Annotated in this window: 12 protein-coding genes and 2 pseudogenes; 9 read left to right on the top strand and 5 right to left on the bottom strand. The window is 36.5% G+C overall.

The annotated features are described in order from the left end of the window. The 3 genes and pseudogenes from AACZ30_RS07465 to AACZ30_RS07455 all read right to left on the bottom strand — a co-directional run. Positions 1-515, bottom strand: a pseudogene (locus AACZ30_RS07465) (hypothetical protein); the annotation flags it as partial. Between the two features lie 96 nt (positions 516-611). Beyond that, positions 612-5,606 carry a translocation/assembly module TamB domain-containing protein gene (locus tag AACZ30_RS07460; RefSeq protein ID WP_339648588.1) on the bottom strand — a complete coding sequence of 1,665 codons (4,995 nt, stop codon included), beginning with the start codon at positions 5,604-5,606 and terminating at the stop codon, positions 612-614. An 84-nt stretch (positions 5,607-5,690) separates the two neighbouring features. After that, complete coding sequence (locus tag AACZ30_RS07455; RefSeq protein WP_339648587.1) at positions 5,691-6,557, bottom strand: hypothetical protein; 867 nt, start codon at positions 6,555-6,557, stop codon at positions 5,691-5,693. Positions 6,558-6,939: 382 nt separating this feature from the next. On the opposite strand from AACZ30_RS07455, the gene AACZ30_RS07450 reads away from it, so the two are divergent. Both AACZ30_RS07450 and AACZ30_RS07445 read left to right on the top strand, forming a co-directional pair. Further along, positions 6,940-7,767, top strand: coding sequence for an OmpA family protein (locus AACZ30_RS07450; protein WP_208225646.1), 828 nt, complete (start codon positions 6,940-6,942; stop codon positions 7,765-7,767). 122 nt (positions 7,768-7,889) lie between these two features. Continuing rightward, complete coding sequence (locus AACZ30_RS07445) at positions 7,890-8,186, top strand: hypothetical protein (RefSeq protein WP_339648585.1); 297 nt, start codon at positions 7,890-7,892, stop codon at positions 8,184-8,186. 93 nt (positions 8,187-8,279) lie between these two features. Here the strand turns inward: AACZ30_RS07445 and AACZ30_RS07440 are convergent, their stop codons facing one another. Further along, positions 8,280-9,677, bottom strand: coding sequence for an amidohydrolase family protein (locus tag AACZ30_RS07440; RefSeq protein WP_339648584.1), 1,398 nt, complete (start codon positions 9,675-9,677; stop codon positions 8,280-8,282). Continuing rightward, on the bottom strand, positions 9,677-10,093 hold the full coding sequence (locus AACZ30_RS07435; protein ID WP_339648583.1) for a DoxX family protein: 417 nt from the start codon (positions 10,091-10,093) through the stop codon (positions 9,677-9,679). Before AACZ30_RS07435 ends, AACZ30_RS07440 begins: the two co-directional genes overlap by 1 nt. Positions 10,094-10,352: 259 nt before the next feature. On the opposite strand from AACZ30_RS07435, the gene AACZ30_RS07430 reads away from it, so the two are divergent. The 7 genes and pseudogenes from AACZ30_RS07430 to AACZ30_RS07400 all read left to right on the top strand — a co-directional run. After that, positions 10,353-10,853, top strand: coding sequence for a DUF4402 domain-containing protein (locus AACZ30_RS07430; protein ID WP_339648582.1), 501 nt, complete (start codon positions 10,353-10,355; stop codon positions 10,851-10,853). A gap of 175 nt (positions 10,854-11,028) precedes the next feature. Beyond that, a complete protein-coding gene (locus AACZ30_RS07425; protein WP_339648581.1) occupies positions 11,029-11,511 on the top strand; it encodes a DUF4402 domain-containing protein in 483 nt (160 codons plus the stop codon). A gap of 97 nt (positions 11,512-11,608) precedes the next feature. Then, a complete protein-coding gene (locus AACZ30_RS07420) occupies positions 11,609-12,103 on the top strand; it encodes a DUF4402 domain-containing protein (RefSeq protein WP_339648580.1) in 495 nt (164 codons plus the stop codon). 81 nt (positions 12,104-12,184) lie between these two features. Further along, positions 12,185-13,003 (top strand): molecular chaperone, encoded by an 819-nt coding sequence (locus AACZ30_RS07415; RefSeq protein WP_339648578.1) that lies wholly within the window; start codon positions 12,185-12,187, stop codon positions 13,001-13,003. Positions 13,004-13,059: 56 nt separating this feature from the next. Then, positions 13,060-18,147, top strand: coding sequence for a hypothetical protein (locus AACZ30_RS07410; RefSeq protein WP_339648576.1), 5,088 nt, complete (start codon positions 13,060-13,062; stop codon positions 18,145-18,147). A gap of 9 nt (positions 18,148-18,156) precedes the next feature. Beyond that, positions 18,157-18,675, top strand: coding sequence for a DUF4402 domain-containing protein (locus tag AACZ30_RS07405; RefSeq protein ID WP_208225659.1), 519 nt, complete (start codon positions 18,157-18,159; stop codon positions 18,673-18,675). Between the two features lie 69 nt (positions 18,676-18,744). Beyond that, a pseudogene (locus AACZ30_RS07400) lies at positions 18,745-20,412 on the top strand (hypothetical protein); the annotation flags it as partial.

Raw genomic sequence — 20,412 nt, 5'->3', positions numbered from 1 at the left:
TTAAAAATCTTGAGTGAATCTGAGTCTAACTTATAATTCTCCAGTAAGTATGGCGTAGGTACCTCAATATTATAAGCCACATCCATTTCTTTTTTCTTCTCTTTCCTGTTCTCGGTAGAAACTACGGTACTGTAGAAAAAGCCTCTGTTCTCCAGCCTGTTTTTCAACAAATCTTCTGTTCTAAGAGGATCTACATCACTGGCGTAAACCGGCTCTTCCCCTATTTGTTTGTTTAAAAATTTATTGATAAAACCCGGCTTTTCACGTTGAGCTTTATAATGAAAATAAAGCCCCGGTTGCATTCCCAGAAATGAACTATTGGGTTCAGGTCTTAAAACCGATTCTAATTCTGCTTTTAAACGGGCTCGTCTTTTAATACTGGTATCGCTCTCCATTGTGATTTTAGCTCCCGTGTAGAGTAATTCGTCTTCGGGCACAAATTTTTTCACATTACAGGCCTGCAGCAAAAAAAACGCAGCACAGAGATAAGTGATATATTTTAAGTATAATTTCATCTATTACAATTTCAATCTCAAAAGGCAATTAAGTCGCCATCTTATAATCTTTCCTATAATTTGCTCGTAAATAATTCTAAAAAATGCCCATTTCTATTATTTCTCTTCTTCATTATTTTTAGCCTGTTCTTTTTCGTCTTCTTTCAAAAAGAAATTATCCCATAATTCCTGAAATTCATTGAATTCACGAGTAAAAATAAAGGCTATACCACTAACAATTAGCTGGCCGTCTATTACATTTTCAAACTCATTTCTTCTAAAACCTTTTAATCTAAATCTTCCGGTTTCGGTAAGTAAATACTCTATGCTTACATTTCCAATTACCGGGCTGGCTTCTTCCCCGGGCCTATTACTACCCTGCACATCTACTTCACTCCCCACACTCACAATTAAACGATCGTCCAGTAAGCGCTTTTGGGCTTCAATATCTACCTGGGTACGTTCGGTAGCGGTATTTCCCTGATAATCGGTATAACTATCTACACCAAAATTAAGTTCAACACCGGTATCTCCCAGTAATTTATCTGAGAACATATTTAATTGATCTGAAAGCGCCTGATTTAAATTATCGCGCGCAATAGAAAGATTTCCACCACCGTCTCCAGCACTGCCCGATGTGGGATAAAAACGGTTAAGTACCAATAAGGAAAAAACCTGTTTATTTAACTCTGCTTCCTGGTTGTTCAATTGTTGTAAGCGACCGTAAACCTGGCCACCACCGGCACCCCGTTCTTCTTCTGGCATTTGCAGGCCAAAAGATAGCTTAGGCTGCATTAATTCTCCATCTACATTAAGATAAACCAAAAATGGTAACTCTCTTCTAAACTGGTTATTCCCTGCACCCTGTGTTGTAGCCATGAGAGAAGAAGGTGAAGCTTCTACCCTATAAATAGCACTCACATCTAAAGAAGCATCAAAAGGATCTCCCGCCCAGGAAATTCGGCTGCCTTCAGCGATATCAAATCTACGCTTTACCAAATTATATAAACTCATTTCATAGTGCCCGTCGTTCATTGTATAGCGGCCAGCCAGGCTCATTCTTCCGTTCGGTGAAATATTAAAATCTAATTCTCCCTCTCCCTTTACCCTAAAATTATCGCCGGTTTGTTCATCTATAATTATACTAAATGCGGCTTCTTCATTTATATTAATTCGTGCATTAATATCATAACCAGTAAGCGTAGCCGATTCTTCTTCTTCGTTTCCGGTAAGAATATCATCTGGATCTTCCCGGTTTGTAAAAATCACAATTCCGTCTCGCTCCTGCATAGCCAATTCCTCTTCAACCATTACATAGGTGAAATCGGTATTAGAACCTATGGTGATATTCATATCCAAAATAGGAATATTAAGATCACCGGTTAAAGTGGCATCAGCATCAAAGGTGGCGGTGCCATAGAACATTTCGTTATCTTCTTTGGTAGAATTAAGCACCTGGAAATTCCTGGCTTTAAAATTTAAATCGAATTCAGGATTTAGTAAATTTTCGGTTAAAACCTCTCCATTTATTACAAACGAGTTGGCATCTTTATCTTCCACTCTAAATTCATTAAAATAGATTCCCGCATTATCAAATTCTAAAGTTTCTGATGGAAATTTGAAAGGGGCATTAAGAAGTGGTACCCGAAATTGAGCTTCATCAAATTGAAGCTGCCCGTTATATTCTGGTTCTGTGGTAGTTCCTTCAAGACTTAAATTTCCTGAAAAACTTCCTTCACCGTTATTAATGGCTCCCATTGAAAAACCTTCAACCGTTTTCATATTAATTTTATTAATCTGCATTTCCATATCTACCACGGTTGTAGAATCTAGCGCCTGGAAATCGCCACTCATATCAAGATCTACGTTTTCGCCTTTTATCGCCAGGCCAACATCATATAAAAAATCGGCTTTCGGGGTAGAATTCAAACTTAGTTTACCAAGTTCAACCTGCATTACATTAAGTTGGTTGATCTCCATTCCTGCTAGAATTCCAATTTTTTGCAAAGGATCTTCAAAAATTAAATGGCCGTTTAATTGCCCGGTGGCTAATTCTTCTTCGGGATTAAAATAATTAAGTATGGCACCTAAATTGAAGTTTTTAAACTCTAAGCCTATATGATTTTTATCTGAATAAGAAAGTTCACTGCTTAACAGCATTTCCTGGTTATTTCGGGTTAACCGTAAATTATTCGCAGTAATTTCCTGGTCGTAAATCACCATTTTGTTGCCGGCGGCAATATTCCACTCTCTTTTATTAAGAATTAAATCTTCCGGATTAATATGAAATTGAATGCTGTCTCCCGGTTTTGTGATTTCTGAAGCCATATGAATTAAACGCTCTTCCCCCTGCATTGAGGTAAAATCAAGAAATAGTTTATCTTCAGTAAGACTTCCGTGAAAATCGGTTTTTTGAATTGCGATAGGCCCAGAGTTAATTGCGTTAAATCCAAGATTAAAATCAAAATTATCGGGATCTGAATTTAAGCTGAATTCCAGGCTATCAATCTCACTGCTGTAATAATTTATATAAGGTAAACTTACCAAAGCATCGAGTTTACGCTCTTTTTCATTAAAATCGGCTTCAATATGAATAGTGTCTAATTCTTCTAAATTAGATAAGAAAACTTCACTCAAAACAGGATCGTCCATTATAGTGCCCCGCAGTTTAAGGTTTACCGGTTTTTGCACGGTATCTAACGGATCTACCTCGGTAAAATAAGATTCGTAATGGCGGTTTAGCGCATTAGATAAGTCTACAGGATCGGCATTGGAGTTTAAATCCAGTTCTAAGATTTTATTATTTATTTGCAACGAAGTAGAATCGGTGCGCACAAAAGCGTGAGCGCTTAAATCGCCGGGGAGATAGGTATCATTATCATAGACTACCACCGCATCTTTAATATCGGCATAGGTTTCATATTCTTCTGCGTTTCCTTCATATTGGGCTGCCAGTTTAAAGGCCAACCGAATATCCCGGGAGGCCAATCCCAGTTCCTGCAACCTGGCCCCTTTTAGATCTAAATTAAGATTCGCTCTAGGTTTAACCGAATCCAGCTCTACCTGTGAATTTAGTGCTAATTCTAAGTTGTCGTCTTTATAATTGGAGGTGATGTTCCCGCTTCCATTTTCAATATCACCTTGAATATTTAGATCTTTTATCTCGTAGTTGTTATATGCAAATGAAGTTATTTTCGCATCCAGTGTAGCATCTAGCGTGTTTATTGTACTTCCTTTCCCGGAAGTTTCAATTTCTATATTTAATGAACCCAGGCTTTCATTTTGCAGAATATTTCCAAGCTGAAGTTCATCGGAAGTCATTATTCCTTCAAAAACAATTTCTTCCTGGTTTGAGAAGTTCCCGTTTATACGAATATCACCTTCTGAAGTTTGTAAAAGGGCTTTGGTAGAAAGATCTTCCAGGCCTCCTTCAAAATTCCCACTAAGCTGAATATTTTTAGGAATACTAATTCCCAAATCTTTTTCACTTACAAAACCGGTGAGATCTGATTTTCGGGATTTTGCATTAAAACGCGGAATATTAAACCGGATATTATCGGGATCTGTAGCGTTGTAAATATTTCCGTTGGCTGAAAATGAAGTATTTTTCCATCTAAAATTGGCTCTTGAAATAGCTATAGCCGAAAGTTTTCCTGAAGCCAGAAGATTTCCCGTTACCTTATTTGTGCTTAATTCCTTCATAAATGGATTAGACCTTAAATCTGGTTGAAATCTAAAAGCATCTTTTACATCTACTAATATTGTGGGCAAATCCAGCGAAAGCTCTGCGGTTTCAGAATTATCAATCAATTCCTGAATTGAATTATATTTTAAAGTAGCCTCACCTTCTAATTCATTTTCATTTAAAGTTAATGCCAGGCCTGAAAGGTTTAATTGCGTTTCTTCGAGATTTAAGTTGAAATTCAGCTTTTTTAAATTAAGGCCTGAAGCTTCATTAAAATTTAAGGCAGCGATTTCTGCCCCTGCACTTTGATCTTGTAAAAATAAATTATTAGCATTAAAATTAAGAGAATCAAGTACCAGGGCTTCAGGATTAAATTGCCCCTGTTTAGACTCAGCGTTATCTACTAAATAACTCAGTTTATTTTCAGAAAAATTAATTTCATTTACAGCAACTTTCCATTCGGGCCAGGTAAAAGGGGAAGCTTCGGTTGTAGTAGAATCCTGAGTTTTTTCTAAAGTTTTCATTTCAACTTTAATATCAGAATTATTCAGTGCAATACTATTCACTTTAATCTCCTGAGCTTTAAGATCCATTAATGGGACTTCAGCTAAAAATTCATCTATATCAAGATTTGCATTAATACCATCTGGAATAGAATTATAATTAGCCTGCACATTTTCCAGGTTAAAAATATCTACCACCAAATAAGGCATAGGTGCCGGTTCTTCGTTTTGTGGTTCGGGAAAGGGTTTGGTTTGTGTATAATTTATTTGTGCGTTGGTTATACTGGCATTGCCGGCGCGGAAATCCATCTTTTCAAGATCGGTTTTTTCCAGTTCCAGTATAAGCTCCTCAAGTTCAACCTGGGTGTCAATTCCCATAACATCATCTTTAAATGTGATGTCAAAATCTTTAAAATTTAAATCGCCAATATTTATTTCCTGTGAAGCAGTAGTATCTTGTGCGGTTGTAGTTTGAGTTGTTTGAGTAGAATCTGACGCGAAGGCTTCCATTAAAAATTCGTAGTTAAAACCTTCAATAGAATCTTTACGGGTAATATTGGCTTTTAAGCCTTCCCAATCTAAATTATCTATACTTATAGCATTTCCCTGAATAATGGGCCAAATAGGAATATCGGCCTCCAGGGATTTTGAATAGACCAGGGTATCGCCTTTTTTATCTTCCAGGTAAAGACCATCGAGTTGGATATTTCCCGCAAAGGTTATAAAGAGTTTATCGAGGCTAATTTCAGTATTCGTTTTACCTGAAATATTCTTCACTACCTGCTCTTTAATGATGTCCTGGCCCCAGGGACTTCTAATAAAAAGCAGCAAAAGTATTATAAAAATAAAGAGCCCCGCAAAGAATTTTGCGAGGATCTTTAATATGCTGTATCTTTTTTTCTTCTTCTTTTTTTCTTTTTCCAAATCCCGTGATCGCTAGAATTCCAAATTTATTGTATTCTTATAATAAAATGAAGTTTTTAGGCTTAAGGTTTAGTTAATATAGCGTTATTCAGCGGGACTTAATTCAATATCTGGAATCGTTTCTGGCGGAGTGGTATCTTCAGGTTCTGATGAAGATTCAGGCGTTGGCGCGTTGCTAAATAAGTTCAATTCCAACGCTGCAACTGCTGCATAATCTAATATCCTGATATTTACAGAAGGAAGATCTGAATCTGAACCATCTGTCCTTTCGGTAACATTTAATACTTCAAAAGCCACTACCCCAAGATTTTCTCCCTGCAAATTACCTTCTAACGGATCGTAATTAATACTGATATCGCTATCATAAACTATCGCAATAATGGTTTGACCGGTTAACATAGACAAACCGGTGGCCCTAAGTGGCGTGACCTCAGGAATTTCATCTAATAAATCTTCACTTTCATCCTGTCCCAAACCGGGGCCGGCTTCCAGGAAATTTCTCGCACCATTTTCATTGGGCCCTGCTTCATCCCAGGAAGATGGAATCTCTTTTAATACAAACCAGGCTTCGTCTCCCGTTTGCCCGGTATAAAGGGTAATTTCTTCTCCTGCGTTATCATTAAAGTATGCGAGTACCTCTCTCTGCCCAATTTGAGAAATATCATCATTCACATCGGTTTCAGTGAAATCGTTTGGCTCATTTCCGTTATCTATGCTCTCTTCATCTATTAAAACAAAAACAGCTGCGGCATCAGGATCGGGCTCACCATTTCCATCTCCATTTCCATCTCCATTCCCATCGCCGTCGTCAGATCCATTTATATCATCTGTAAGATCATCGGTTACATCATCTACTTCATTTACATCGTCATCATTACTACAGGCCGCCGATAAACTAAAGACAAGCAGTAAGGCGAAAATCAACCGATAAAAAGATTCTAAATTCCTCATAATTCCCCATTTTTAAATTAGTACTAATATTTATGTAATTCAATCTCAACTTATTGTAGTTAAGTTGTTTAAAACTAACGAGAATGGAGCAAATTTGACTTTTAAGTTTGAGAAATGTGTGTAATTTTACCACAGATTTTAAAAGAATTCCACAGGTTTCATCAAGTAGAAAATATATTCAAAAACCGTTCTACAAAGTTAATTTCTCCTTAAAGGGTCTTTCTAAGTCTCATAAAATGAGAAGATAAAAAAACAACCGGGGTTTACCTACTTTCTACTATCAACTACTTTACCAACATGGTATGATTCTCGCCCAATATCTACAAGCCTTACAAAAAACCAAATCTAAATTATACAAGGCCTAACTTAAAAAATCCGAAATATGAAAAGAACAATCGCCGTAACCGTTTTAGCCGCAACAATGCTAAGCTCGTGTGTTTCTAAGAAAAAGTATGTTACTTTAGAAGAGGAATTAAACGATACCCGTAGTACGTTGCAAAAAACTCAGGTAGAAAAAGAGGAAATCGAAGAAAAATTTGCACGTATAGAAGAACGCGTTGCAGATTACAACTCAAAAATCAATTCATTACGCGAGGAGAACGATAGTAAGATGGAAATGAACGATCTTACTGTAATGTCTAATAATAACAAGGCCCAGATGCGGGCAACAATCGCAAAGATGGATCCCGAAAAAGTAGCGGGTGCCGAAACTTTAGAAGATTCTATTAACCTTGCGGTTTCTCATAATTTGAAAAGCAATATTTCTGAAGGCTCTGATGATGAAGATATTGATATTACTGTAGATGAAACTGTAGTAATGATTAATGTTTCAGATAAATTATTATTTGGAAGCGGAAGCTACAGAGTATCTAATAGTGCACAACCTTTACTAAAAAAGCTTGCTGAAGTAATTAACTCTGAGCCAGCCATGGAGGTAATGATTGAAGGACATACTGACGACCGTACAATGGTAGAAGGTTCTTACATCCAGGATAACTGGGATCTTAGTGTAAGAAGAGCAACTTCAATTGTTCGTTTACTTCAGGATAAGTACGATGTTGCACCAGAGAAACTTATCGCCGCTGGTAGAAGTAGCTACCAACCATTAGTAGATAATGTTGATAACGAAAGTAGAGCTAAAAATAGAAGAACCAGAATTGTAATTATACCTAACCTGGATAAATTCTTTGCAATGTTGGAATCTGAATAATCAACCGTATTTCCAATATTACTGGCCTAAAAAGATTTAATTCTTTTTAGGCCTTTTTATTTTAACCAGTTTTTAACCTGAAGGTTCTTTTCTATTTCTTAATTTAAAAGAAAAATAGAGATATGAGTAAGCAAGAAGAAAAGAAAAAGTATGATTCTGATGTTACTGCTGAAGATAAACAAGCCTTAAATAAAAAAGGTCGAAGTATGAATAAAGGTCAGGATAAAGAATTAGACAGGGAAAAACCGGTAGATTTTACTGCCGATAATTTAGATATTCCCGGTAGTAACCAAACTGCCAAAAATGATAGGGATAAATTGGTAGATGAAGAAAATTACCGATTTAATAAAAAAGGAACCGAAAAGAAAAAGCGAGACCTGGATGATATTCCCGATCCTGATACCACAAAAGATAATTAGTTGAATTTAAAGCAAGACAAAAAAGCTTAAATAGATTCGATGATCGAAAAGTTTGAAAACCTTCCTGTACAGCTGTAATTTCGGGAAGGTTTTTTAATTAATTTCTTTTTCCATTTCTGCAAAACGATTTTTAGCCTGAATTATTAAGTCGTTGGTATTTATACCAGTAAGCTTCCCATCGTATTTTAAAATTTTTCCTTTTGCCATCACCATATTAATATTTTCCGGCAACGCCGCTTCAATTGCCAGGTGATAAGGTTTATTCCCCGTGGAAAAATTAATATCAGATTTTTTAAGTAAAACCAAATCGGCGCTTTTTCCAGGAGTGATAGAACCTGTCTCCTTATCTATACCCAAATTTTTAGCTCCATTTATTGTTGCCATTTTTAAAACTTCCTTTGAAGGCAGGTAAAATTCATTTCTGGCATTTGCATTCGCCAGGTTTTGCAGCAATTTCAAAGAATCCAGTAAGTGAGCGTTACCTGTTAAAGCGGTAGTATCTATACCTACGCAGCAATTAATATTAGCTTCGTACAGCTCATTTATTTTAGGAAGTCCGTAGCCAATGCGCATTTCAGAATATGGTGTCATGGTAAGACTCGTCCCGGTATCTTCTATCATTTTAACTTCATCTGGAGTTATTGCATTGCCGTGAATAATATTAACATCTTCAGCTAAAAGACCTTTTTTAAAAAGTGAGGCTATCTGACCTTTCTGACTCTCGTTTGAACTTGCGTGGATGGTAATTCTTAAGCCCAAATCCCGGGCACGCTTCCAGTCTTTTTCAAGATTATTATAATTCACAGAGCGCGATCCAAGACCCAAACTAACATCTTTATACTTTGAATTTGAATCGATAAACTGTTTTAATTCATTAATTCCTTTAAAATCTGTAGGCTGGCTATCGGGCATATCACGATAGGTTCCATAACTAATGTGATCTCGAATGCCCATTGCGACCATAGCATCAAAATTGGCTTGTACAAATTGCGGGTTCCTGGCATTATGATTATAATCGCTTATGCAGGTAATTCCCGAATAAATTGCTTCAGCTATAGCATAAGTTGCGGCTAGTTTCATATCTTCAGGCGAGTATAATCTGGAATACCGTGCCGTCATTTTAAAGTAACCTTCTTCAGCAGAATCCCCGGCCATACTTCTTAATAAGGAAGTCCATAAATGCCAATGACAATCTATAAGGCCGGGAATTAATATACCGCCTTCAGCATTTATTGTTTCAGTGCTTGAGGAAGCTTCAATATTCTTCCCCAACCTTGTTATTTTTCTATTTTCAATAAGAACATCAGCAGAATTAAAATCGCCAATTTCTTCATCCATACTAAGAACGAAGGCATCTTTAATTAAATAGGAATTTTGCTGGAATTGAAAGCGTTTTTGTTGATTTTCAGAAAAAACAGAAAACGGACTGATAAATCCGTCGATTCCAAGCAATCCCGTTTTCTTTAAAAAATCCCGACGCTCATTTTTCATTACTTTTTCTTTAAAAGATAATAATCCAGGGAGAATTTACCTGCACCGGTAAAGAAAAGCAAGAGAAAACCTCCCATATATAATAAAGGTAATTCCTGGCTACCAAAACCATCGGTCCAGTGAACAATGATTGCAGCCACAGCCATGGTAATAATTAAAGGAATTGCTGCAAAACGGGTAGCCCATCCAAATAATATAAGTATGGCACATACAAATTCTGCAAAAACAGCAAAAGTAAAAGTGACGGTTTCCCCTAACCCAATAGGATCTGCAAAAGCAATCTCCTCGCTCCCAAAAAAAGTAATCAGTTTTGGAACTCCGTGCGTTAGCATTAAACCTCCAATAATTAGTCTAAATAGTAAAAGGCCAAAATCGGTATTTTGAAGGTTAAGACTGGTAGAGTAAGAGTTTTTCATAGATACGCAAATTAAGTTGATTAGTTAAGACCTCTAATTTACTTATATTCTTTTCACAAACTAAATATTTTAAAGCTAAGCTATATAGGCTATGTACAGTTATTAGGATAACCAAATGAAATATTAGGCGATTTCAGCTAGCTGAACTTAGCGAATCATAAAAAAGATGTATTTCATCGATTTATATTGTATTTCACCGAAAAAAATTAGAAAGTTTTTGTATCTTTAAAATACGAAAAACTATTTAAGCAGTTTGAAGATGTTACGAATAACAACACTAATCTTATTTTTCTCGATTATAACAGTAAATAGCCTGTTTTCCCAGGCTTCAGCCACGGCTAATTTTACAGCTTCGGCCACCATTATCCAACCTATTGGGATTACCACCACTAATAATATGCAATTTGCTAATATTGATGCTAGAAATGGAGGTGCAGTAATTTTAACTCCTGATAATACCAGAATAACCAATGGAGACATCGTACTTGCAGAAGGTGGAACTGTTTCTGCCGCTACCTTCGAAGTTACCGGCCAAACAGGTTTTGCCTTTGGTATTAGTTTACCACAGGGGAGTCATAGGTTAAGTAGCGGTAGTGAAAGTATGCTGCTTCAGGATTTTACCACAAATTATGATGGCTCTTCCATAGCCGGTGACGGTAAAACTATAAAAGTTGGGGCAAGTTTAATTGTGAATCCTAACCAGCAACCCGGCGACTATAAAACCAATGGAGATTTGCAAGTTACCGTCAACTACAATTGAAAATTCTTCAACAAAAACTACTATATCGTTGTAGTTTTATCATAAATTTATCTAAACGTGTATTTCATCGAGTATTTTATTTTGGTTATCGAATAAGTTTCATTTGTATAAGGGTTTACCCCCATATTTGCAGTGTTAAACATTTGAACCCAAATCAAAATTAAATACAATTAAAATGAAAAAAATTACTTTTATCCTACTAGCCCTAATTTCCGGAACTGCTTTTGCACAGAGCAATGCTGACGCTACTGCAACTGTCAACGCTGAAATCGTCTCTCCGATTAAAATAAGTTCATCAGGAGCATTGGATTTTGGTCGAATTGCAAGTATTGAAGAATCTGCTAGTTACGTTACAATCTCAGCTAACGGTGGTGTGGAATATGGAAACGATGATTTAGAAATTGCAGGTAATACTGTAACTGTTCCTACATTTACAGTGACGGCTCAGGAATCTTATAGTATCGTTACCGCGGGTACAGACTTAGAGGGTGTTGATGAATCTAGTTTGACTATTAGAGATGTTACCACTAGCTTGGGTGAGAGTACTTCTGGTCTAAGCGCTACAGATTTTACGGTGGGAGCAACTATTGATATTGCTGCAGATCAACCATCGGGTGAATATACAGGTAATGTTAAAGTTACTGTTTCTTACGAATAATAAATACTATTCTACAAAATATATAAAAACGCCGCCCTTGTGGCGGCGTTTTTTAGTTTAAACCAATTTTTATCTAATCGCTTTTACAAAAATCACAATGAAAAATTATCTTTTCATTTTATTTTTTAGCTTATTCGGATTTAGCGTGTTTGCGCAAAATTCGGCTTCCGCTACCGTGAATAGCAGGGCAACGGTTATAGATCCTATTAAAATTGATAAAACGGTAGATCTTGATTTTGGTAATGTAATAAGCGCTTATAACCCAGGCCAGGTGATTTTATCGCCAGATGGTTCACGGGTTGCTTACGGAGTGCAGATTTCCAATTCTATTCCGGGAACGGTAAATCCTGCTGAAGCTGTGGTTACCCACGGCAATAACAATTACTCAATTACGCTGCCTGAGCAATTTACCTTATACAATCAGGAAAATCCTAACCAAATTCTTACAATAAACCAGTTTACAGTTACTCCCCAGCAAGGTACTGTAACCGATATTATTAAAATTGGTGGTACTTTAAATCTGGAAGCTAATCAAACTTCCGGCTTTTATACGAATTCCTCCGGTTTTAACGTGACGGTTTCCTATAATTAAATTTTTAGATTTCCTTAACAGGTAAATTCTTATTTATTATCTTTGAAACCAACATTATAACGTAAAATCCAGCCCCAGGATATGATAAAAAAACTACTTAGCCCCCTACTCCTATTCTTTATTTTCGTTTTTTCAGGACTTGCTACAAACGCGCAGGGTGATCTTATGATCATGCCCAAACGTTTGGTTTTTGATGGCTCTGAACGTTCACAGGAAATAAACCTTGCCAATACCGGTAGCGACACAGCTGTTTACGCTATTTCCTTTGTGAATTACATAATGACCGAAAAAGGAAATTTTGAACAAGTAGAAGAACCTGAGGAAGGTCAGCGTTTTGCCGAAGATTTTCTAAGGTATTTCCCACGTCGTGTTAGTTTGGCTCCGAATGAAGCACAAACCATACGAGTTCAATTAACCAGAACCGGAAATTTAGAACAGGGCGAATATCGTTCGCATATGTATTTTCGCGCTGTAGAAGAGCAAACAGCTCTTGGCGCTGAAGAAACAGAAGAAAGCGAAGGAATTTCCATTAATATTAAAACCGTATTTGGAATTAGTATCCCAATTATTATAAGGGAAGGAACATCTACAACAAATATTAATCTTACCGATCTTGCATTAGATACCGAAACCGAGAGCCCAAAATTATCTTTGGTGATTAATCGTAAGGGAAATATGTCAGTCTACGGGAATTTAACAGCAACTCATATCGCCCCTAATGGTACTCAAACCGAGGTTGGGATGGTAAAAGGAGTTTCAGTGTATACGCCTAATGAAAAAAGGATTTTTAGCTTTCAGCTTAGAAATGCTACTGAAGTTGATTTGAATAGTGGAAAATTGGAAGTTTCATATGCGGAAGAAAAGGGAGAAACGCTTGCGAGTAAAATTTATGAATTATAAAAATATTCAAAACACTTCGCTATAAGCAAAAACTAATTTTTCCAAATAAAATGAAGATGCCCCCTATTGCACGTATTCTTACCTTATGCATATGTATGCTTGGGAGTTATTTTGTGCAGGGGCAGGTTTATTCTCCCGAAATCACCAATCTTACTATTAATCCCAATCAAATTTGTGCCGGAGAGGAAATAGATATCTCTTTCCAGGTAAGAAATGGCTATACAAGAACCTGGTTTATTTTTTATACCGATTTTATACCTTTTACCACCAGTACAAACTATAAAATTTTCCTTAACTCTCAAGATGGACCTCAAGAAATAAAATCATTTAGTTCTCAAACCGCACCGGGAGCTAGAAGTACAAACTTTTTTGAAATTACAACAAGCTTAACTATTCCTGAAGAATTTAGTGGCTCAAATTATACTTTAGAGGTTCAATCTACAAGTCCCAATGCCCGCTCTGTTCCATCCAATACTTTTACAATAAACCCCTCTACGTTTTACCAGGAAAGTGAAGCCGGCAACGACTCCTGGATAGGCCACGTTTATAATGGAACAAATCAAAATATAACTTTTGATCAAAATTTCAATAATTATATAGGGGGATATACAGAAAATCTAAGTTTTGACCAAAACTTTGGTGGCGACACCAACAATTTTCAAATAGGAACTGGTATTTGTGCACCTTTTATCTATACCGAAACTTTTTCTGTACGCTATAGAATGAACAGTTCTTTAAGCGGGCTATATTCTTTGAATACAGGTTCTGATGATGGTAGCAGGCTAAGTGTAGATGGTAAATTAATTTATAACGATTGGTATGATCACGCATATCGCAATCAGAATATTCTATTAAGCCTATCGGGTAATAGTAATTTAGTGCTAGATTATTATGAAAACACCATAGAAAACCGTATTAGTGTTGGGGAGCCACAACTACTTATAGAGAATATTTTAACCAATAATATTAATCAAACAATTAATTTCCAAACATCTGGTCAAACAATTACCGGAGATGAATTTAATGGTCTTCCGAGTGGAATAAGTAAATTTGGAAATGGATATCAATGGGTTTATAGTCCAACAGAAAATGGGGAAACTACTGCAATTCCAGGAGCAACAAATGCAAGTTTTACTCCAAAAAGAAATTTAGAACCATTTAATACCGAAGGCACTTATTATATTTATAGAATAGCTACTCTAACCAGTAGCAACAACCGCTTGGCAAATGCTTACCGGGCAAGTAAAAGATCAAATGTTGCTATTATTACTGTAGAAAAGCCGATTGATATTGTTGAGCAACCCGAGAATTTCACAGCTTGTACAGGTAATCCAATTAATTTCAACGTAATTGCTCGGGGACAAAATCTATCCTATCAATGGCAGAGAAATAACGGCGGTAATACTGGATTTTACAATATTGATAATGGAGAAATTTTTTCAGGAACACAAACATCAGGTTTAAGTATCAATGTGGTTGAAAGTTCTTTAAACAATATAAAGTTTAGAGTTAAAATTTCCGACAGGAATGGTAACTCAGTCACCTCTAACCCTGCACTTTTAAATCTATACCAAAGCCCCCAAGGGATTTACACCCAACCTACTAATCAAATTGTATGCGAAGGCAATGATATTTCCTTTCAAACCTATACTTCAAACGATCAACGTCAATGGCAGGTAAGTGAAGATAGTGGTATTTCCTGGAGCAATATTTCGAACAACGAATTTTATCAGAATGTAAATTCTCAGAAACTTGATATTATAAACGCTCCTGCTCATTTCAATAACAATTTATATAGAATAGCTGTTTCCAATCAAAATTGTAAGGTATATTCTCAACCGGCAAATCTGCAAGTAAATTTAAATCCAATAACCCAACAGCCGCAAGATGTTACGGCAGGATTTGGTGAAAATGCTATCATTGAAGCTGGAGTTTCTGGTAACAACTTAACATACCAATGGCAAACCTATAGTTCAAATTGGTATGATATTAATGATAATACTAACTACAGCGGTACCAAAACCAAAAGACTGGAACTTCTTACTGTAGGGTATTTTCCGGTAGATGGTTCGCGCTACAGACTTTTAGTTACGAATGCTAATGGTTGCGTTTCTATTTCAGATACAGCTTTTCTCAACGTTGGGGAAAACCAATGCCCAGAAATGCCAACAGTTTCGTTAAACGCTCCCTTCATTATTTGTAGTGGCCAGGCTAATATTAACGGTACTTTTACCGGTACAGCACCCTGGAATATTGAAGCTTCAATAAATGGGCAACCTTTTAATTTAAGTATTAACGAAAGAAATTTTGATTACCCAATCAATATTCAGCAAAATACCACCATTGAAATCCTGGGTGTTACTGATGCTAATGGCTGTACAAATAATAATCCAAATGAATCGGTTACCATAAATGTGATTAATTCTATTAAAAATAATACAATTTCCGGTGCACAGGAAATTTGCCGGGTATTTGATGCCGAATACCTAACTGGGGAAAATCTAGGCGAAGGCTATAATTACGAATGGGAAATGAGTACCACAAGTAAAACTTCGGGTTTTACGGCAGCCCCAGGAAATAATAAGGAAACAAATTACAATCCAGGAACGCTTTCAGAAACTACCTGGTACCGTAGAAAAGTAAATGTTCAAAATTGTACTGAAGTTGTTTCTAATGTTATTGAAGTAACCATAAATTCTGAAATCAAGGATAATAATATTTCTTTTTTTAATGGAAATTCTGATTCATTACAAGCCACGGCAAATGAAAATGGAGAGGTAATTCTAAATGCTCCAGAAGGAACCATCTTTACTTATGTAAATTTCGCCAGCTATGGTACGCCAGGTTTTAATAATGGAAATTTTACTATAAATGAGGAATGTCATGCTAACACCAGCCAGGCTGTTACAGAATCTTATTTATTAAAAAAGAATTCAGCTATTATCCCAGTAACTAACGGCGTTTATACCGATCCTTGCGTAGGCACTTTAAAGCGTTTATCAGTTACGGCTACTTATTCTGAAGCATTTTGTAGAGGAATTAATCCCGGCATCGTCACCGGTACAGAAATAGATGGAAATAATATTTCCTATAGCTGGCAATTAAGTACCGAAGGGCCTGCTTCTGGTTTTGCTGATGCCCCGGGCACTAATAACCAACAAAATTATAATCCCGGAATTTTAAACTCAGATATCTGGTTAAAACGAATTGTAAACTCAGGTAGTTGTACTAATGAATCCCCGGTCTTATATATTCCTGTGCAGGAAGAAAACACGTGGACCGGCGCTGAAAACACCAACTGGAACAATGTAAATAACTGGAGCTGTAACGCCTTACCTACGCTCGAAACGAATGTTTTGATTCCTGAAAATTTACCTTCAAATAATTACCCGAAAATTAATTCTGGCGTTAATGCATACACAAAAAATTTAAGTATTGAAAACAATGCTTCAGTTATGGTTGAAGAAAACTGGTTACGAATTGCAGGAGATCTTACCAATAACGGAATTCTAAATACCGAAACCGGAAGTATTTCTTTTCAGGGCTCTTCAGCTCAAATAATTCCTAATGCGGCATTTCAAAATAATCGCATTCAGAATTTAAGAATCGATAATACTTTAGGAGTCACTTCAGAAGCAATAATAGAAGTTACCGGAATGCTAAAGGTAGAAAAAGCAAATTTTTATACCGGTGATAAACTAACCCTTATATCAAATAGTACCCAGACGGCGTTAATAAGTGGAGCAGGAAATGGTGAAGTTATCGGCATCGTAAAAATGCAACGCTATCTGGATAAAACTTTCGGGTATAAATATTTTAGTTCTCCATTTCAAAATTCCACCGTAGGAGATTTCGCTCCTTATATGGATTTTGAAGATCCAGTTACTGGATTTCCACACTTTTACCGCTATAATGAAAACCGAAATATCAATATAAACGATATTGTTCGGGATGCTACCGGCTGGGAAGCATATACAACTACTACCAATAGTTTGAATATAGCTGAAGGTTATGCGCTTAATTTTGGAACTTCAACCGCTGCACAAACTATAGAGTTAAGTGGTGAAGTTAACAACGGTACAATTCCCACCCGCCAGTTATCAAATCATCATCGGGAATATACTAGAGGTTTTCATTTGGTTGGCAACCCATACCCTTCTCCTATAGATTGGGATGCTTCCCAGGGTTGGACTAAAACTAATATTGACGATGGAATTTATTTTTTCACCGCCAGTGATACAAGTCAGTATACCGGTACCTATTCCGCTTATGTAAATCAGGTATCTACAACTGATGGAAAATCTTCTAACATTATTCCTTCTATGCAGGGCTTTTTTATTAAAGTAAGTGATTCTGACACCCAGGATTTAATGACGGGAAGTTTTGGAATAGACAACAACGTACGGGTAAACGATTTTGACCAGGAATTTTTAAGAACCCAGGAAGATCTTAAACCTTTAATTCGTTTGGAGGCTGGCTTTAATACTTCGCTCCAGCAAGATGCTATGGTGATCTATTTTGCATCCTATGCCACCCCAAATTTTGAAAAAGAAATGGATGCCCATAAATTGATGAATACCGATCCCGCAGTTCCGAGCTTTTATAATCTAACCGAAAAGAAAAAGGAATTGGCCATTAATGCAATTCCTTTTCCAGAATCGAGAAGCTATAAGAAAATTCCCCTGGGTATTAAAGCCGATCAAAATGGTGAAATGAAAATTAACCTGGCAGCGGTAGAAAATTTGAATTCAAACTTTAATATTTATTTAATTGACCACGAAAAAGGTACAGGCCAAAACCTAAGAAATAAGCCGGAATATAAATTCAGTATTCAAGCTGGAACTCATAACTCCAGGTTCGAATTAATGTTTTCTGAAGAAAAAGTAACCAGTCCCGCTATAGCGTTTAACGAACCTTTTGATGTGGAAGTTGAAAATGGAAATGTGGTTGTAAAAATGAATTTAGAAGAAAATAAGCAAGGAATTTTAAGGGCCAGTATCATGACGGGGCAAATTCTGCAAATTAAGGAAGCAGGTGGCAAAGACGAGGTTATTTTTGAAGGAATTACCAGTGAAGGAGTTTATATTATTAATCTTCAGGTAGGTAAAGCGCAATACGGTAAAAAAGTATTAATAAAAAAATAAATGAAAGCTATGCAAAATAGAAGCTTATATAAAGAGACTTTTTTGTTGTTATTGCTTACGTTTTCAGTATTTGAAATCAAAGCCCAGGAAAATCCGCCAGTCCCCATAGAGGTTGAAGTTAGAACTTCCAGGAATCTTAATTTTGGTTCGTTTACTGCCGGTAGTGCGGGTGGGAATGTGACGGTAAGTTACGATGACTTACGAACTGTAAATGGAGATATTGTTGAACTTAATTTTGGTGAACCGGTTTCTGCCGCTTTATTTGATGTGTATGCTAATCCCGGGACAATTATTCAAATTGAAACTTTAGGAGATTATATTTTGCTAAACCAGGATACAGGAGCCGAAATAAAACTTACAATTAACAGTTTTAGCACTGGCCAAAGAACTTTTGTCACCCAGGCTCCCAATTCCCAAACCCCAAATGAAGTTTTTGTTGGAGGTACTTTAACCATTCCTCCAGATAATTCTGGGACTCTTCCCGGTACTTATTTTGGTAATTTCACTTTAACCTTTATTCATCAATAGATAAGAAAGTTAAGCGAAATGCGAACTCTCCCCTGCGCTTTTTCTGTTGAGTTTTATAAAAAACTTTCTTTGGCATTTTGCCTCCTGCTATTTTCCTTTACAGGAATAGCCCAGGAAGATCTGCCGGAATACGATGAATTAAGTGTGGATATGAATGTACCCGACCTCGGTACTATTGAAATTCCTATCGCTATTAAAGATCAGGACGCTTATGTTCCAATAAAGGAACTTTTTGATTATTTGAAGATTAAAAATGAAGAAACCCCTAATGGCGTAGAAGGCTTCATTATAAATCCCGATTCTACTTATCAAATAAATCCTTCAGAAAATAAGATTATCTATAAAAACGAAGAATTTTCTCTTTCAGAAGAAGATTATATTCAAACTCCGCTAAACCTTTATTTAAAATCGAATCTCTTCGGAGAAATCTTCGGTTTAAATACCAATTTCTCTTTTAGAAGTCTTTCAGTAACTATGAAAACCGAAAAAGATCTACCGGTAATTAAAGAAATGCGGCTTAAAAGGGTAAGGGAAAATCTGAATCGTGTACGCGGAGTAGTTGAAGTTGATACTACTATGGAAAGACGTTATCCGGTTTTTAAAGGTGGGGCATTAGATTGGGGCGTGGTTACCACCCAACAAAGTGAATTTGAAAATGACAACCGATTATCCTTAGGTTTGGGAACAATGTTTCTTGGTGGGGAAACCAATTTAATGTTGAACTACTCAACCCGGGTTCCATTTGATTCCCGGAACCAGTTTTACCAGTGGCGATATGTGAATAATGATAACCGGGTTTTTAAACAGGTAGCTGCGGGTAGAATTTTTACCCGGGCTACCTCTTCCCTATTTGCACCGGTAAGTGGGGTTCAAATTAGCAACAGCCCGTTTCAAAATCGAAGGTCATTTGGAACCTACGTGTTAAATGATTATACCGAACCGCGTTGGACGGTTGAACTTTACGTAAATAATATTTTAGTTGAATTTACCCAGGCTGATGCTTCAGGTTTTTACACGTTTGATGTGCCGTTAATGTATGGAAATACGGCCGTAAGTCTTCGTTTTTATGGTCCATATGGCGAAGAACGCATTCAGGAAAGGGTGATCAATATTCCGTATAATTTTGTTCCTAAAAATGAGCTGGAATATACCGTGAGTGCAGGAATTGTAGAAAATGAAGGCCTTGACCGTTTTTCCAGGGCTAATTTTAATTATGGGCTCAGTAATTCTGTAACCATTGGTGGTGGTGCCGAATATCTTACCGGTGTGACCAGTGGCGAAGTAATGCCTTTTGTGAATTTATCTATTCGTTTTGCTTCAAATTTTCTATTTACAGGAGAATATATGCACGGCGTTAAAGGCGAAGGGATTTTAAGTTACCGTACTCCCGGAAATATCCAGGTAGATCTTAATTATATAAAATATGATGAAGACCAGACAGCAATCAATTTTAATTACCTGGAAGAAAGAAAATTAAGCTTTTCGGCACCTATTAGAAGTAAAAACTTTTCAATGTTTAGCAGGTTTAGTGTAAACCAGATCATTATGCCTACTACCGAGTTCACTACGGCGCAATTATTACTTTCAGGAGCAATTATGGGAATTAGCACCAACCTTACCACCTATGGTATCTATAATGACCGTGTAAAAGAACCAACTATCTATACCTCGCTTTCGCAAAATTACAGGCTTCCGAATAAATTCTTGTTTTCACCCCAGGTGCAATACGATTTTAGC

The organism is uncultured Salegentibacter sp. (genome assembly GCF_963972535.1).
Lineage (GTDB): Bacteria > Bacteroidota > Bacteroidia > Flavobacteriales > Flavobacteriaceae > Salegentibacter.
Note: the sequence above shows the minus strand (reverse complement) of the source record. Positions and strands in the feature narration are given on the sequence as shown.

Excerpts from the sequence above, each read along its gene's own strand:
- AACZ30_RS07455 (WP_339648587.1), bottom strand. The coding sequence starts at position 6,557 with ATGAGGAATTTAGAATCTTTTTATCGGTTGATTTTCGCCTTACTGCTT.
- AACZ30_RS07450 (WP_208225646.1), top strand. The coding sequence starts at position 6,940 with ATGAAAAGAACAATCGCCGTAACCGTTTTAGCCGCAACAATGCTAAGC.
- AACZ30_RS07445 (WP_339648585.1), top strand. The coding sequence starts at position 7,890 with ATGAGTAAGCAAGAAGAAAAGAAAAAGTATGATTCTGATGTTACTGCT.
- AACZ30_RS07440 (WP_339648584.1), bottom strand. The coding sequence starts at position 9,677 with ATGAAAAATGAGCGTCGGGATTTTTTAAAGAAAACGGGATTGCTTGGA.
- AACZ30_RS07435 (WP_339648583.1), bottom strand. The coding sequence starts at position 10,093 with ATGAAAAACTCTTACTCTACCAGTCTTAACCTTCAAAATACCGATTTT.
- AACZ30_RS07430 (WP_339648582.1), top strand. The coding sequence starts at position 10,353 with ATGTTACGAATAACAACACTAATCTTATTTTTCTCGATTATAACAGTA.
- AACZ30_RS07425 (WP_339648581.1), top strand. The coding sequence starts at position 11,029 with ATGAAAAAAATTACTTTTATCCTACTAGCCCTAATTTCCGGAACTGCT.
- AACZ30_RS07420 (WP_339648580.1), top strand. The coding sequence starts at position 11,609 with ATGAAAAATTATCTTTTCATTTTATTTTTTAGCTTATTCGGATTTAGC.
- AACZ30_RS07415 (WP_339648578.1), top strand. The coding sequence starts at position 12,185 with ATGATAAAAAAACTACTTAGCCCCCTACTCCTATTCTTTATTTTCGTT.
- AACZ30_RS07410 (WP_339648576.1), top strand. The coding sequence starts at position 13,060 with ATGCCCCCTATTGCACGTATTCTTACCTTATGCATATGTATGCTTGGG.
- AACZ30_RS07405 (WP_208225659.1), top strand. The coding sequence starts at position 18,157 with ATGCAAAATAGAAGCTTATATAAAGAGACTTTTTTGTTGTTATTGCTT.